Genomic DNA, 15,335 nt, shown 5'->3' on the forward strand with positions numbered 1-15,335 from the left:
GGACTTGTGCAACAAAGCCGTGGTACCCTGCACCAAACCAGTCCGCCAACCCAGGGACAGATCACTCGGCAGTGTTCGATCCGCGAGCCTGGCCGGCGGGCGACAGGCGCGACAAGGCCTCCAAAAGAAATCGCCTCGCCTCGCGCTGCTCCTCTGTCGACATCCGCCGCGGGTCGAGTTCGAGCTGAAGGTGGGGCAGATTGGCACTCAACGGGCGGTTGTTGGACGTCAGATTCTCCAGTAGGTCAATCGCCTCGTAAGTGACGACTGGATAGGCGACGCCCTTGACATGAATCTGGCCGTGCTCCTCGCAATAGACTTGGTCGTTGACGTGTGCGTAGGTCTCGTAGCTAATCAGGATGCTCCCCACGGGGGCCTCGTGCTCCAGGCGCGAGGCGATGTTCACAGGACCGCCGATGATGGTGTAATCCATCCGGTCCTCGCTGCCGAAGTTGCCGACCGTGCAGTACCCGGTGTGAATGCCGATCCGGCAGCGTGGCGGCGCCTCAACGCCCGAGGCGTGCCAGATGCCGGCCAGTTCGCGCATCCGCTTCTGCATGGCGATCGCCATCTTGACGCAGGCGAGCGCATCATCCTTGATGCCGCGCGTCTCCGGATCGCCAAAGAAAATCATGATCGTGTCGCCGACATACTTGTCAATAGTGGCACCATATTCCAGCGCAACGCTGGACATCTCGGTCAAGTAGTGGTTTAGAAGATTGGTAAGATCCTCCGACTCCATTTTGTCAGTTGCCTCAGTAAAGTTAGCAATATCGGAAAAAAAAATGGTCAATTTTTTGCGCTGACTTTCCAGTTTGACCTCCTGGGCGCCAATAAAAATCGAGTTATAGACTTGTGGCGAAAGGTATTTCGAAAGCTTTTTTGATACTGCCTCGAGCTGTTTGTTTTTCTGCGCGATTTTTTCGACCGAACGCCGCTGCTTCTCGGCCATCGCGTTCAGCTCGGCCTCGTTACGGTCGGAGAGGCGGATGAGCCGGCGGGTGATCTTGAACAGGTGCTCGTAACTCTTCAGGAGTTCGGCAAAGGCGGCGCGCGCGGCCTCGTTCCCGAAGCCGTCGGTTTCGACGAACGCGCGGGCCCGTGCGATCACCGCCTCCTCACTCTCGAAGAGGTCGAATTTCATTCCTCGCCCGCCATCCTCTCGAGGTGGAACGTGGCATGCTCGAGATCCTCCCCGAACTCCTCGCCCAGCTGCCGCATTGTGTCGTCCTCTTCGTCGTAGTGCCAGTTGACGGTCACCGCGGCACCGCCGGCGGCCACCTTATCCAGCTTCTCCAAAAGCGATGTGATCGCCTTGGCGCTCGAGCTGTTGAAGTAGACCAACTCGAAGTCGAAGCAGCATGCGCCGTCGCGCAGCCCGTCGAAATAGCCATCAAGGGTCTCGAACACCGGTCCGTAGAACGCGGCCACGTCCTCGGGGTAGGATTCGCCCTTGAGCCTCAGGCGATGGTTGTCAAAGTCGAAATCAACCTCGGGCGAGCGTTCGGTGGCAGGGATCTTCAGGTTGGGCATGGTGTGCCTCCCTGGCGTTCAGATCTCGGCTTCCAGAGCGAAGAAGGCGACACGGCCGTCGATCGCGCTGATGTCGAAGTTGATCGGGCGCGACGCCCGCCGCGCGATCTCGATGAAGCCGACGCCGGCGCCCTTGCTGCCATCCTCCGGTTCCGATTTCAGCGTCTCCTTGTACATGGCCTTGAGTTCATCCTTGTCGGCCCTGCGGATGCTCTCGAGCTTGACCCGCAACGGCTCGATGTCGGCCACGCCGATGAGGTTGCCGGCCTTGACGACAAAGCCATCGCCCACCCGGCTGATCGTCATAATTCCGTAGCGGAGATCGGAGCGCGGCGCACTCTTGCCGCTGGAGGCGGCGTGCGGCTTCTCCCTCTCAGCCGAGTAGCGGATGATGTTCTGCATCTGCTCGACGAAGACGGCGAAGACACTGCGCGCCGTCTTGGTGTCCATGTCGTCGAGGACGAGCTTCCGCTTGAGCGCGTCGCCAACGCCGGACAGCACCGACTCTGTCACGTAGCCACAGTAGGCGAAGATGATGCCCGACTCATGCAGTTGAGAGCGCAGTTCGAACAGGTCTTTGGCTAGCATCGATACCCTCCTACCCTCCCAGCGCCACGAACCCCAGAACGGTGACGTCGTCGCGACGTCGTTCCGCGCCCTGGTGGTTGGCAAGGGCCGCCCGGAGCGCGTCGCGCTGCTCCGTCATCGCAAGGCCCCGGCACTGCGTGACGACGTCGACGAAGCGCTTGCGGCCGAATGCCAGGTGCCGTTTCCCGCCAATCTGTTCGATCAGCCCGTCGGTCGCGAGGTAGAAGGCCTCGTCGGCCGCGAGGTCAAGCGAGATGTCATGGAACCGCGCCTCCTCCGGCATGCGCCGGTAGCCGATCCCGAACCGGTCACCCTTGATCTCGTCGAGCTCGCTGTCGTGCGCCCGCCAGAGCGACAGATGGGCTCCGGCGAAAACGAGCCGGCGCTCCTTATCACTGACGAAGCAGACGCCAGCGTCGAAGCCGTCGTCGGTCTCGCCCTTCAGGGCCCGATCCTGCCCCAACATCGTCCGCAGGTCGCGATCGATCGTGCTCAGCAGCAGCGACGGTGGCGGATCCTCGAGGGCATGCAGGTGGCGGTCGAGGAGGCCACAGGCGATGAGGGTCATGAACGCTCCCGGCACGCCGTGTCCCGTGCAGTCGCCGACGATGATGTAATAGCCGCGGCCAGTGCGATGGAACCAGAAGAAGTCGCCACCGACGATGTCCCTCGGTTCCCAGATCAGGAAGTAGTCACGCGTCGCCGCCGCCAGCGTCTGGCGGGCCGGCAGCATAGCTGACTGAATGCGGCTGGCGTATTGCAGGCTCTCCAGGATGAGGCGGTGGGCCTGGACGGCCCGTTCTTCGTTCTCCTTCAGTTCGGTGAGGTCGCTGTAGACGGCGACGGTGCCGCCACCGATGATCCGGCGTTCACTGACCTGAACCCACCGGCCGTCGCTGCGTCTCTGCATGATCGGCGCATCGGGGTTGCGATGCCGCGCCAAGCGCTCCTCGATCCACACCTGCGCGCCGACCGCGTCGGCATCGCGGATGCGGCCGTCGGCGACGACCTGCTGGAGAATCGATTCGAAGGTCATGCCCACGGTGACCTCCTCCTTGCCGCCGCCATGCAGCATCTCGCGGTAGCGGGCGTTGCAGAGCCGGAGCCGGTCCTCGGCGTCGTAGAAGGCGAAGCCCTCGCCGATGCTCTCGATCGCGTCGACCAACCGCTGCTCCGTCTCGTGCCGAGCTTCCTCGGCAAGCTTACGGGCGCTGATGTCGCTCCACGCCCCGATGACCTCAATGGGGAGGCCGTCGGCGTCGCAAATCAGGTGCAACTGATCGCTCATCCAGCAGTAGGTCCCGTCGCGGCGCCGGAGGCGGTACTCGTAGCTGTGATGGCCGAGCTGGAACACGCGGGGAAACTCCTCCGCCACCCGAGGGACGTCGTCGGGGTGGACGCAGTTCCGCCAGAAATCGGAGTGCTCGAGGAATTCGTCCGGCTCATAGCCGAGCAGGCGCCGGATGTTTGCGCTGACAAACGTCGGCGCGTAACTGCCCGTCGCCGCAAGGCTGTAGATCACCGCGGGGGTATGAGCGAGCAGATGATCGAGCCGCGCCTGTGCCGCCGCAACCGCGGCCTCGGCGGTCTTGCGCTCGGTGATGTCGCTCCAGGACTCGACAACCTCAACGGGCTCGCCACGTTCGTTACGGACGAGTCGCTGCTCGTCCCGGACCCAGCGATAGCTGCCGTCCTTACGGCGGAACCGGTACTCGACGATGTTGCGCCCCGTTGCCAGCAGCCGCGAAAACTCAGACAACACTCGGTCACGGTCATCGGGATGTACGTGCTCTAGCCAGAACTCGGGGCCAGCCAAGTATTCACTCGGCTCATAGCCAAGCAGGTCACGTACATTCTCACTTATAAACGTCGGCGCGTTTCGACCGCCCACCTGGAAGCTGCAGATGAGCGAGGGTGACGCGGTCAGCAGGTAGGTCAAGCGCGCCTGTGTCGCGAGCAGCTCCTGCTCGGTGCGCTTGATCTCAGACACGTCCATATAGACGCCGACCGTTCCGCCGTCCTGGGTTCTCCGCTCGTTGATCTGTATCCAACGGCCATCCCTTTGCAGCTGCAATGTTGGGCCAGAAGGCGATTCGTGCTGGGCAACCCGCCGCCCAAGCCAATCCTCGGCCGATGTTTCCGGTCCGCGGTGTACGCAGCGCTCCACAGCAGCGCGAGCAATTGTGCCGAAAGGCACCCCCGGCACAATCACTTCAGCGAGGCCGGGATAAAGGTCGCGGAAATGGCTGTTGCAGAGTACGAGCCGGTCCTCGTTATCAAACAGCGCAAAGCCCTCCGAACTGCTCTCGATGGCATCGATCAAGCGCTGTCGAGCTGCGGCGATCTCCCTTAGGTTTTTCTCCTCAATTTCAACCGCCGTGTCGCGGAATACGGCGAGTGCTTCGGCCATCTGGCCGATTTCGTCGCGGCGTTCGCGCCCCGGGATGGCAACCGTGGTATTCCCAGCTGCGAGTGCGGCCATTGCGTCGGTGATGCTCTTGATGGGACGCACGACGCGCGGCTCAACGTATTGCAGCATGATGACGGAGCCGCCAATGATGCTGAGGGCAGCGATGATCAGCAGGAGAATTTTGCCGGTTCTGATCGCCTCTGCAGAACGGATCGCGGCGGCATCGGAGGCGCGCTGCGCAGCGGTGACCAAAGCCGCCACTTCGTTGCCAAGACCCAAGGCGAGCATCCCGCTGGCTTCGAGCGCCCGCTGGGCGGTCGTGCCTTGATGCAATTCATCCCGACGCGCATCGAAGATGCTACGCTCTCCACGGCCGAAGGCCAGGAGGGCTTCAGTGACATCTCCGGCCCCGCTCGACTTCGCTGTTTCGGGCAACCGAGCAAGCAGTCTCTCAAGGTGTCCGACTGCGGCAATGAAGCGCTCCCGCAAAGGCTGCAGTGCGCTCCCATCTAGTACGCCCGCCGCCTCGGTAAGCACACCCACCGCGAGATTCCCTTCGGCGCGCAACGCAAGAAGCACGTAGAGTGCATCGACGTCGACATCGATCGGTTTCGTGACAGCGGGTTGGCTTCGCGCCGCCATCGCTTCCCCGGCGAGGACCAATTCAAAGGTGGCATCGTCCACCAGAGACTCAAGATTCTCCAGGAATTTCGCATGCGCAGCCGCAAGACCTGAGATCGCCATCTCCTTGCGGGTCTTGGCGGCTAAACGCTGTTCGACGGCCGCATCAAGCTCCCGGAGCTTCGCCGTGATCTCCTCTTCGGTTCGGGTGAGGGCGGTGACGCTCTGATCGCTGATGCCGGCGGTCCTTAGGGCCGGCGTCAGACCGGCCAACTCTTTTGCCTTCCGGTCCAGTTCCACCGTTTCACGCTGGCGGTCCTCCTGCCGTACGCTCGCTATCAGCGCGGGTGCGGTCGCGGCGATTTCGGCTGCCCTTTCGGCCAAGCGCAGCGACGCTGCCATCCGCGGCAGACTATCAGTGACATGCTCGACCGATGCATCGATGGTGGCGAAGGCGTACCAAGCCACGCCGCTGGCGACCATGGTGAGTGTGGCCATCCCGAAGAAGGCGAAGAAGAGCTTGCCCTTGATGCCCAACACAGACTTCGTCCCGGCGCTCACAGCGGCCTTTGTCTTCAAAGATAGTGTTTCGATGCTCATGCTGTTGTGGCGCATGCTTGGGGCAACCTCAGTATCATCGGCGGAGGGGAACCCTTCCTGCGGTGTCAGTCTCCGAGCCGGTCGACCGGTCTGATGCGGGCGTCTGCCTGAATAACGGTGAGGAAAACTTGGTTCATGCCCTGGTTGTTGTCCGGGCTGTAAGTGAACGTGATGCCGCCGAGATCGAAGGGGCCACCCTTTTTGATGGCTTCGAGCAGACCGGTTCGCGTCACAGCGCTTCCCAACCTGTTGAGAGCCTCCACGATCAGCCGGCCGACCATATAGCCTTCGAGCGAAACGAAGCCGAATTCGGCGTCTGGCTCGGCCGCTTTCAATGCCTTTTGATAGCGGGCGACCAGCGGGATATTGGCGTCCTCGGGGAACGGGACGACCTGCGAAATCACGACCCCTTCTCCGTCCTTCCCGAGTTCCTTGGCGAGAGCGTTGCTGCCAACAAAGGAGATGTTCACGAAGACGGCGTCCAACCCAATCCTATGTGCCTGCCTGATGAATTCGGCGCACGCCTTGTAGGTGCCAATCATGCCCACAGCCTGCGGCTTGGCCTTGCGAATTGCGAGCAAGGCGGTCTTCACCGCGGTCGTGTTGCGCATATAGGTACCCTCGGCGACCAATGTCATGGAGCGCCGTTCCAGAGCGGCGATAACGCCGGAGCGACCCGCGAGGCCAAACGAGTCGTCCTGGTAGAGGAGCGCAACACGCGACACGCCGAGGTCAGTGGTGAGATGCTCGATCCACGCTTCCGTCTCCTGATCGTAGGACGCTCGGACGTTGATCACGTTGTACAAAGATGGATCACGCAAAAAGCCAGCGCCGGTGAAGGGCCCAATGAACGGCACCCGTGCCTCGGCCGCAATTGGCTGGGCGGCTCTCGACGTCGGGGTTCCGACCTCGCCGACCAAGGCGAAAACCTGATCATCGATGATGAGGCGGTTGGTGTTTCCGATTGCCTTGCCTGGTTCGTAGCCATCATCACGGGACACGAGCTCGAGCCGGCGCCCGTTGACCCCGCCGGCCGCATTGGTTTCGGCGAACGCCGCGAGGATGCCTTCGCGCATACCAATGCCCAAGGCGGCAGCGGGCCCATCAAAGGCCGCCGATTGGCCGAACACGATGCGATCGTTGAAGACACCCGGTTCGGCGCAAAGGGCGGAAGGCAGTACAAAATGCGCGGCTATGCCGAGCATCACCGCAGCCACACTATTGAATGTTCGGGCAACGATGGCCATTACCAACCTCGCACATCTCGGATGACAATGCGATTTAGAAACCCGCACGTTACGAGTACTACTTAAGCGTCCATGCGCGACGATCGAAATGGTAAAATGCGTGAAAGTGCGATAGCACCTTCAGAAGCCAAGACTGTGCGGTGGTTGCGACTGTTGTTTGAGTGGCGAATGACCTTCTAGCGAGAGCGAAGCAGTTAAAAAACCGCCATTATGATCGCTCCTCTCTGCGTAAGAGCTGCGCAGCGCGAGTAAAGATACAGCGTTATTGTTGAGCTTTCAAACGATTTCGTTTCGAAGTGTCGATGAAAAGTTGGTATATCGACAGATTTACGTCACCAGAATAGGAGGGTATTGAGAACCTGGATCATTTATGGTGAAATTATTAAAAGTGATGGCTCTTGTCGAAAACCAAGGGGTGTTGTCAACTTCGCCAGCGTTTGACGAACTGAAGGCCTGAGCAACTGCCTTTGGTGTTGGTGCAGCGAGGCTCTGGTTTTCCGGTTCTGGGGAGTGGTGTAGAAGGGCGCCTCCCCGTGTTCCCCTGGATTGGTCCGCCTCGGTATGCCGAACAAGCACAATGACGCCCGGCGCCATCACATCCGGAAGATGCGGTTCAAGGTGACGAACAGGACGGCCTACGAAGCCGGCCTTCGGCGACGCGGCAGCCTGACGCTGTGGCTCAGCGACGAAGCGATCGCCGCTTGGCGAGCGGCACCGCGGCGCACGCCGGGTGGGCAGGCGCGCTACTCGCACACCGCCATCGAAACAGCGCTCATGGTCCGTTTGGTGTTCCACCAACCGCTGCGCCAAACCGAAGGACTGCTCGGCTCCCTGCTGGACCTTATGGGTGTTGACCTGCCGGTTCCCGATCGCACCACCATCAGCCGGCGCGCGGCCCGGCTGACGGCGGTGTTGGCCACGGCCCTGCCGACGGGCCCAGTCACGCTGGTGATCGACAGTACCTGACTGAAGGTCTACGGGGCTGGCGAGTGGCACCGGGACAAGCACGGTGTGCGCGGGCCGCGGACCTGGCGGAAACTCCATCTGGCGGTGGACGCCGCCGCCAACACCATCGTCGCCGCCACGCTGACGACCACCAGCGACGGCGACGCTTCCCAGGTCGGGCCGCTGCTCGACCAGACCAGCGGCCCCATCAACACCGTCATGGCTGACGGCGCGTACGACGGCGAACCGATTTACCAGACCATCGCCGCCCGGGATGCCGGTGCTCGGGTGGTCATCCCACCGCGCGCCACGGCGGTTGCGAGCGACGCCGCCAAGACGGCCCCTACCCAGCGGGACCGCCATATCCAGACCATCGCCGAACGGGGCCGGCTGGGCTGGCAACGGGAAACCGGCTACGGCAAGCGCTCCAAGGCGGAAACCGCGATGGCACGCTACAAGCGCATCCTCGGCGGCCAGCTTCATGCCCGCACGCTGCCCGGCCAACAGGCCGAAGCGGCCATCGGGGTCACCATCCTGAACCGGATGAGCGATCAAGCACGCCCGAACTCCGTCCGCATCGCCTGATCAAGGGACAGATCAAGCATCGGTCCGTCTGCGCGGACCTCGGTGCACCAACACCACGCAGACGGCGACGCAGGCGGCTGAGGCGACCAGCAACACGCTGTCCGCGGCCGGAATCTGGGGCACCATTTCCCTGTTGCTCGGCGCGGCGGCGGCGGCGCTCGGCGGCCGCATGGGCACGCAACGACGCGAGCACGTGATCGTCACTGAGTGACGGCCCGGCCGATCTTTAAGAGTTGTTAACTATGGGGCGGCATGGTGTCCGGACTTGGAGGCACCATGTCGCTTTTTTGGTTTTGCGCCTGCGCGTACTTGTTGTTCAGCGCCGTCGGGCTGCTTGAGGCGGATATCCGGGTCAAGCCGGGGGCATCGCCCTCGACCGCGTGCATCGTCGGGACGACGCTGTGCTTTGCCTTGGCTCACCCGACGAGCGCCGCCCTCCGGTGGGCGGCGGCACAGTCCCGGAGGTAAGGCCGGGGCGCCGCATGGGGCGCGCCGGGTGAACGTAAACGCTCGAAAGCCGGGAGGCCCCCTGCCGATCGATCCGTCGCGCAGCGCCCATTGTCGCCGTCCCCAGTGAACACTGTGGAACGGTGTCGCCGGCGCTGGTAAGCCGCTGGTCCTCGCACCATCGTTCTCCTCTCCACACAGGCGTCTATGTCACGCCGCTTCTTGGTGGGCTTTGCGGTGAGGAGGCGGTCTCGCGGGTGGTTTGCCGTTCCATTTCGGCGTTGAGGGCGGCTCCGAGGAGGATGGCGTAGGCGATCAGGTTCAGCCAAAGCATCAGCGTGATCACCGCGCCGGCAAGGCCATAGGCTGCCTGGTAATTGGTCACACGCTGCACATAGGCGGTGAACAGGGCCGAGGCGACGATCCACAGCGTCGCCGCGACGACCGCCCCCCAGCTGACCCAACGCCACTTCGGCGCCGTCCGGCATGGCCCGACCCGGTAGAGCAGCGCCAACACCAGCAGGATCATGGCGACCAGGAACGGCCATCGCAGCCATAGCAGCATCCAAACCAGCCTCGCCGGAATCCCCAGCGCAGCGGAGAGCGTCGAGGTCCCGAGGAACACGCCGAAGGTCAACGGAACGAAGCTGAGCCAAACCAGACCGAGCAGCAGGGACAGACCGTTCAGGGCGAAGAAGCCGCGGCATTCCTTTGTCCGGTAGGCGAAGTTGAGCGCGGCGATCAGCGCCCGCATGCCGAGCCACAGACTCCACAGGGTCAGCAGAAGGCTGCCGGTGATGCCCCAGCGCAGCGTGCCCCCGGTGTTGCCCACCATATCGGCCAGCTGATCGACGAAGGCACCCAGCGCCTGCTCCGGAACGATTTCACGAAGCTGCCCGAACCGCTCCTTGATGCGGTCGGCGCCGCTGATCATGCCCAGCGTCAGCAGCGTGAAGCCGAGGCCGGGCAGAACGGCCAGCACGGCGTAGAAGGCGACGCCGGACGCCATGACCCAGAGTCCGGTTTCCGATTGGATCAGCCTGAGCCGCCACAGGATGGCTCCCCAGCTGGATGGCGAGAGGTCCTTCGGGCAGTCGACGTCGGCAACGTGGGCGATATCGCCCGGCGGCTTGGTCATGGCTTGCGCTTTCGGAAATGGCAGGCGGAGTGCAGCGGACACGAGGACCGGCACCCGTCGAGCCAACGGGCTAGAATGAACAGCACGGCGGGCGCCCGAGTTCTCTTCGCCGCCGCGGAACGTCAGTCGTGCCGCGGCCGGATTGAACGCACGCTCGCCGACGTCTGGTCGGCATCGGCGTCGACGATGGCCATTCCAGGGCACCGCACGGAGCGGGCATCGCGTCGGCAATGCCGGGCTTCTGTGCGCCCCGCCCGTTTTGGAGAGGAAAGTTTTTCGCAAACGGCGGCACCCGCCGGTTCAAGGGCGTGGAGCAACGAGCGTTTGCTGTGGACAAGGACCGGAACGGCTCACTGCGGACAGGCCAATGGGCTTGCGGACGTGAAGTCTGGACGGGTCAGGCGCCTCCTCGCCGCCTTTGCAGGCTAGCGGTGCTGATGGCCTTCAATGCCGAGTGACACAGCGCGATGCGGGAAAAGTCCATGTCGGGATGACAGTCGATTTTCGGGACCTCAAAGTGCCCGTCCGCCCGCCGGAAAAACCTGACGGTTCCGGCTTCCGATACCGCAGACTCGTGGTTGAAGTCAATTTTCCACGTTAGGTTCATTTCAAACGTCACACGGTGCCTTGAGAAATTCAGGTGGGAGTGGTTACGTTCAAGGAACAGCAATGTCAGGATACCAATTGATCATACCACGCGAGCGGTAAGCGCGCGCCAATCAGGCCGGCATGGGCTTGACTTGTCTTCAACGCACGGATTGAGTTGGCCGTCGTTCCCAATGCAGGGTGTAGCCTGACCAATGCTTACTGAACCGCGCTGGGTTTCCGGTAAGCCCCATTTCTGGTGAGTATGGGGTTGATCGGGAGAACGCGGAAACATCAGGTCCCTTACACCGTTATGGCTGTGCTTTACAGCATCGGAGGGTGACATGGAGCGCAAGAAGCTTATCTGCCCCAAATGCAAGGCCCAGCGGTTGGAGCGGCACAACCAAGGCAGTGAGTTCGAAGAGATCCATTGCCAGACGTGCGGATTCATCGCCTATGTCGGCCTAATCCGAAAAACGCGCTCCACCGCCCACCAAAGCGGGCCGAGATCGGCCGCGTAAGCAGCGACCATCGCGGCTTCGATCCCACGGGGGCCCGCGGCTTCCCAAGCCCCCGTTCGGAATTCCGCCAACGGGCTTGAGCGGTGGGCGCCGCGCCGACCACCATGGGGCGGGGCCGCCGTGTTCAAAACGGTAGCGCCCGCAGCCATTCGGAGGCGGCGGTCAGCCATGGCGCGCTCGTGCGATTGATCGACGGGCGACCGGCAGGTCCTGGAGACGGCAGAAATCCCAGATCGCAAGCCGTGCGCTCACCCCCTTGACGTCTGTTGGACGCGGGCGGTGCTGGAGGCTTACAGCTCGGCGCCGGCCCGCCAAGAGGCACAGGCTGCAGCGAGCGCCCGGCGGATCTCCGTGCCGTTGCTCGGATCGAAGGCGTCAGATCATCTGCCACCTTTGGGGCGCGGCATCGTTCTGCTCCGCACCACATCGAACTGGCGGTAAAGGTCGGACAGCCCCTCGAGAAGGCGCAACTTGGCCGTAGACCATCCTTTCGCGTCGGCGGTGCGAGCCAAATCCACTCGGCGGTTGATAGCCCGTAACGAGGTTTCCATCCCGGTCAACGGACGCTGCTCGGCCTCGTCCCGAGCGCTGCTCTTTAGGTCCTCGGTGGCAGCGCGCAGTGACGCCAGGCTTTGCTCCACCCGGTTGAGGAACTCGTCTCGGCGCTCGAAGGTCCATTCCTCGACCCGGTTCACGTCGATGCGGGTGACGTCGTCCTGAGCGAGCCCGTCGGGCGGGGCGAACACTGTCGTGGCCGCGGCCAGAACAAGGCTGAAAAGCCATCGCCGGACGCGTCGAGGCGTCCTGTTGGTAGCGACGCCCCGGTCATGCTCTTTTGTCCACTTCCTTGTCATGGCTCCCTCCGCATGGACCATGCTCGGCCTTACCTCGAGCGCAGCATGCGCGATGCCGCAGCCGCATAATCGAGCAGATCGAGCAGGCAGGAGACGTCGTGCTCCCTCACCGCGAGACTCTCCCGGGTCGGCCCGCGCAGCTTCGCTTCCAGAACGGCCAGCAGGCGCTGCAGGCAAACCCAGGCGGCGCTGGAAAGGCCCACCACCACGCCCGCGAAGGCGGCCGCCAAGGGGGAACTGAGCAGCATCAGGAGCACAAACGTGCTGGCCAGGAGGTTGGTCGGTACCCACGCCGGAAACACAAAATACCACAAGCCGCCGAGGGTGGCGCCGAGGAGAAAGCTGGCCACCGCCGTCTGCTGCGCGAGCACGGTGACCACGCTCGGGCCGAGGGTCATCATCCCGGACGTCACCTTGGCGAAGGCCAGAGCTCCCGCACCGAGATTGACGCAGGCGCTCGACACTTCACCCGCCGCGTTCCTGGTCCACCGTGACGCCCAACATGAACGACACTGGCGCGCCGGCAATCAGTCCTGGCCGAACGCGCCGCCGACGTGCGCGTCGTGCTCTGGAACACGCACGTCGGCCAACGGGCCGGAATCGGAAAGCCGGGTGGCCCCGCCCCGCCAGCGAGCGGGGGTTACTGGCCGAGCTTGTTGGTGTCGAGCACGATCATCGCGACGCCGATCTTCTCTTTGCTCGCCGGGTCGACCACAGGAACGCTGACCTCGGTCAACAGGGCGTTGGACTTGTCGTCCTTTTCCGGCTCGGTCATGTAGACGTCCGAGCCCTCAGTGTACACCTTCTGCCATTTGGGCTCGTCACCCTGCCAGTAATCCGAGGTGCTGTCGGTCTGCGCCACGTTCAGGCCGCGGTTGTCCATCAGCAGGATCTCGGCGACTTTGCCATTGCTCTTGGCTTTGATGTCCTTCAGATGCTTGGATACGGCATTGGCAGCGATTTTGTCGTACAGCGGGTTGGCGCTGCTTTTGGCGGCAGCCTTCCACTGGTTGTCCATCTCATCGATTTTTGCTTGGTCAAGGCTCTTATGCTGGGCGTTTTGCGCTTTGACCACGTCCACCACAGCCGGTTCGGCGAGCCATGGCTGCGCATCCCGGCTCACCGCCTTGCGGACAGCCGCTTCGAGGTTGGGATCGGCCGCCTGCGCGGACCAAACGAGCCCAAACATGGCCATACCGACGCAGGCCGACGCAAACAAAGCAGAGCGTTTCATCATTGATTCCTCCCATGAGCAAGACGCTCGCGGCGCGGCCTTTGCGGCTGTCATCCGCGGGCGGGCAAACCGTAGGTCACGGCGCACCACGCCGACAGATCTTCCGGCACATTTTCCGTCAGATGAAATGCTTCGCCGTCAATACTTTTGCTCCCGAACCCGGTCATCAATGGGCAACTCGTTTGAATGAGTGGGTGTGCTGTGCGCGGCATCTTGGGTGCGGTCTTTTGCGCAAGAGCTGGCCAGCTGTTTTGGGTTTTGCCACAGCTCAGCGATGCTTTCGTCAGCGTTGATGTCACTCGCGAAAGCTTTGGTCTGTATCCACGTGCAGGTCCGGCAGGTCTCCGTCACCGGTGCCACATGCCGCTATCGGTAATGGATTTTGTCGTCCTCGACGAGGCGCTCCAACAGCTCCCTGATGAGCACCCAGTCGCGCCCGGCCGATCCGGACAACAGGAGGCCGCTGTCGAGTGCGTGGTCGAGCAAAGCACCGGGGTCGGAGCCTTCCGGGCCCTCAAAGACGTCCCAGTGTCCATCGCGCCATGTGGCCACGATCTTCCCCGTCATGTCCGAGGCTGGCCACGGTTCGACCTCCAAGCGCACGAACATCGGCTTGTTGAGGTGGACGGTCGCCGTCACCTCGTGAGGCCTGCCCTCCAGGCGCAGCTGAAAGCGACAGCGGACCGGGTGTTCCGACATATACAAACTACCACCTGCATGGGCGTCAGGTTTTCACGAGCGCATCGGGCGGATCGATGACCAGCCCATCGGGCTCGACCCGCAGAAAAGACCCGACGTCCACCCACCCGTCCGCGATGGCGTCGTTGAGCAGAATTTGCGTATCGGCCACGGTCAGCGGTTCCCCCGCGTGGAACACCCGGCCGTCGGCATGTCGGATCACGGAGTATGTTTGCGTCATCATCGCCCCAAACCACGGCCACCGTGTGGTGGCCGTGGATCTCGTTGTCGTCGGAATCAGACCGCGGCCTCCGAGCCGGTGGTTGCCGGCAGGAGCCGCATCCATGCATCCGTGGCAGTGGCTCGATCACATGAGCTGGGCCTTGGATACCGAAGCCCAACGGTCTCTCCGGTCCACACCGGCCACGGCGTCGCCGTCCGCGCCCTCTCCGGCGTGACCAACCGGATTGGATCGGTCATCCATTCCGGCCGCCCGCGCGTCCATCGTTTCCATCACGAAGCGGTGCAGAGCGGCCCGGTGCTCGCCCGACCACCAGAGATCCGAGCCGGTTTGTCGGTGTTGGTTCATGTCCGTCCTCATGGTCTGAGGCCAGCCGCTTTGGCTCTCTCCCGCCCAAGCTCACCAGCGGCTGCGGCGTGTGACGTGCTGGAGAGCGGGACGGGCCTCCAATGCGCCCGTCCCGCCGATGGATGGTTCAGCGCCCGCTCACTTCAGGGCGCCCTTGATGTCCTCGTACTGGCCCTTCTGCCACTTCTCCAGGCCCTGCATCTGCTCCTTGGTCATGTCGACGGCGAGCTTGTCGCCCGTCATGTGCAGCTTGTTCATCGGCAGCACGACGTCCTTGTCGCTGATGTTCACAACGTGGTCGACGTCGAGCACAGCGAAGGTGTCGTTGCCCTTGCGCACGACGCCCTCAATTTTGGCGAGCTCCTTGCCGTCGCTGCCGTAGACCTCTTTGTTCTTCAGCTGGTCGGCGCTCATCCTCGCGATCGCCGGGTCCACTGCTCCTGCCGATGAGGAGGGCGAGGGAGCGGTGGTCGTGGTGGTCGCGGTCGTGCTCTGCGCAAAGGCCGGAGCACCGCTCAGCAGGGCAACGACACCGCACGCGGTCATCAGGGATTTCATCGTGGGACCTCCCGATCCGACGTCTGTCTATGGCGAAAAACGGCGCACGCGCCGGATTCATCCAGTGGTACTCCATCTGGGAGCGGGCTTTGGGACTGCGGACGAATCCCTGGCGCGTAAGCCAGTGAACAGGCTTGCGGACCGAACGGGAGAGCGCCGACGGGAAAAGAGTGGAAACGGATGCGGCGGCCTGTCCAGCGTG

General features: G+C 63.0%; 14 protein-coding genes and 1 pseudogene. 2 read left to right on the plus strand and 13 right to left on the minus strand.

The features are described 5' to 3' along the window. Positions 1-61: 61 nt before the first annotated feature. From M2351_RS19395 to M2351_RS19420, 5 genes are read right to left on the minus strand one after another with little or no spacing between them, the layout of a single operon-like run. Complete coding sequence (locus tag M2351_RS19395; RefSeq protein ID WP_264657736.1) at positions 62-1,144, minus strand: adenylate/guanylate cyclase domain-containing protein; 1,083 nt, start codon at positions 1,142-1,144, stop codon at positions 62-64. After that, a complete protein-coding gene (locus tag M2351_RS19400) occupies positions 1,141-1,533 on the minus strand; it encodes a DUF1987 domain-containing protein (protein ID WP_264657737.1) in 393 nt (130 codons plus the stop codon). The genes M2351_RS19395 and M2351_RS19400 overlap by 4 nt, the downstream gene beginning before the upstream one ends. Before the next feature lie 18 nt (positions 1,534-1,551). Further along, positions 1,552-2,121, minus strand: coding sequence for a SiaB family protein kinase (locus M2351_RS19405; RefSeq protein WP_264657738.1), 570 nt, complete (start codon positions 2,119-2,121; stop codon positions 1,552-1,554). 10 nt (positions 2,122-2,131) lie between these two features. Continuing rightward, positions 2,132-5,767 carry a PAS domain-containing protein gene (locus M2351_RS44960; protein WP_319801902.1) on the minus strand — a complete coding sequence of 1,212 codons (3,636 nt, stop codon included), beginning with the start codon at positions 5,765-5,767 and terminating at the stop codon, positions 2,132-2,134. Between the two features lie 50 nt (positions 5,768-5,817). Beyond that, a complete protein-coding gene (locus M2351_RS19420) occupies positions 5,818-6,999 on the minus strand; it encodes an ABC transporter substrate-binding protein (RefSeq protein WP_264657739.1) in 1,182 nt (393 codons plus the stop codon). Between the two features lie 561 nt (positions 7,000-7,560). Between M2351_RS19420 and M2351_RS19425 the strand changes: the two are divergent. After that, positions 7,561-8,529: pseudogene (locus M2351_RS19425) on the plus strand (IS5 family transposase). A gap of 652 nt (positions 8,530-9,181) precedes the next feature. On the opposite strand, the gene M2351_RS19430 reads toward M2351_RS19425, so the two are convergent. Further along, on the minus strand, positions 9,182-10,114 hold the full coding sequence (locus M2351_RS19430; RefSeq protein ID WP_264657740.1) for a YihY/virulence factor BrkB family protein: 933 nt from the start codon (positions 10,112-10,114) through the stop codon (positions 9,182-9,184). 929 nt (positions 10,115-11,043) lie between these two features. Between M2351_RS19430 and M2351_RS19435 the strand changes: the two genes are divergently transcribed. Further along, a complete protein-coding gene (locus M2351_RS19435) occupies positions 11,044-11,220 on the plus strand; it encodes a hypothetical protein (protein ID WP_264657741.1) in 177 nt (58 codons plus the stop codon). A gap of 380 nt (positions 11,221-11,600) precedes the next feature. Here the strand turns inward: M2351_RS19435 and M2351_RS19440 are convergent, their stop codons facing one another. The 7 genes from M2351_RS19440 to M2351_RS19470 all read right to left on the minus strand — a co-directional run bounded on the left by M2351_RS19440 (position 11,601) and on the right by M2351_RS19470 (position 15,133). Then, on the minus strand, positions 11,601-12,074 hold the full coding sequence (locus tag M2351_RS19440) for a hypothetical protein (RefSeq protein ID WP_264657742.1): 474 nt from the start codon (positions 12,072-12,074) through the stop codon (positions 11,601-11,603). 29 nt (positions 12,075-12,103) lie between these two features. Further along, on the minus strand, positions 12,104-12,601 hold the full coding sequence (locus M2351_RS19445; RefSeq protein WP_319801903.1) for a DUF6635 family protein: 498 nt from the start codon (positions 12,599-12,601) through the stop codon (positions 12,104-12,106). A 113-nt stretch (positions 12,602-12,714) separates the two neighbouring features. Further along, positions 12,715-13,311, minus strand: a complete 597-nt coding sequence (locus M2351_RS19450; RefSeq protein ID WP_264657744.1) for a PDC sensor domain-containing protein — start codon at positions 13,309-13,311, stop codon at positions 12,715-12,717. Positions 13,312-13,674: 363 nt separating this feature from the next. Beyond that, on the minus strand, positions 13,675-13,947 hold the full coding sequence (locus tag M2351_RS19455) for a hypothetical protein (RefSeq protein WP_264657745.1): 273 nt from the start codon (positions 13,945-13,947) through the stop codon (positions 13,675-13,677). A gap of 85 nt (positions 13,948-14,032) precedes the next feature. Then, a complete protein-coding gene (locus M2351_RS19460; RefSeq protein WP_264657746.1) occupies positions 14,033-14,230 on the minus strand; it encodes a hypothetical protein in 198 nt (65 codons plus the stop codon). Between the two features lie 123 nt (positions 14,231-14,353). Continuing rightward, positions 14,354-14,575, minus strand: coding sequence for a hypothetical protein (locus tag M2351_RS19465; protein WP_264657747.1), 222 nt, complete (start codon positions 14,573-14,575; stop codon positions 14,354-14,356). A gap of 138 nt (positions 14,576-14,713) precedes the next feature. Continuing rightward, positions 14,714-15,133, minus strand: coding sequence for a PRC-barrel domain-containing protein (locus tag M2351_RS19470; protein WP_264657748.1), 420 nt, complete (start codon positions 15,131-15,133; stop codon positions 14,714-14,716). Positions 15,134-15,335 lie beyond the last annotated feature (202 nt).

It is taken from the genome of Azospirillum canadense, assembly GCF_025961225.1.
Taxonomy (GTDB): Bacteria; Pseudomonadota; Alphaproteobacteria; order Azospirillales; family Azospirillaceae; genus Azospirillum; species Azospirillum canadense.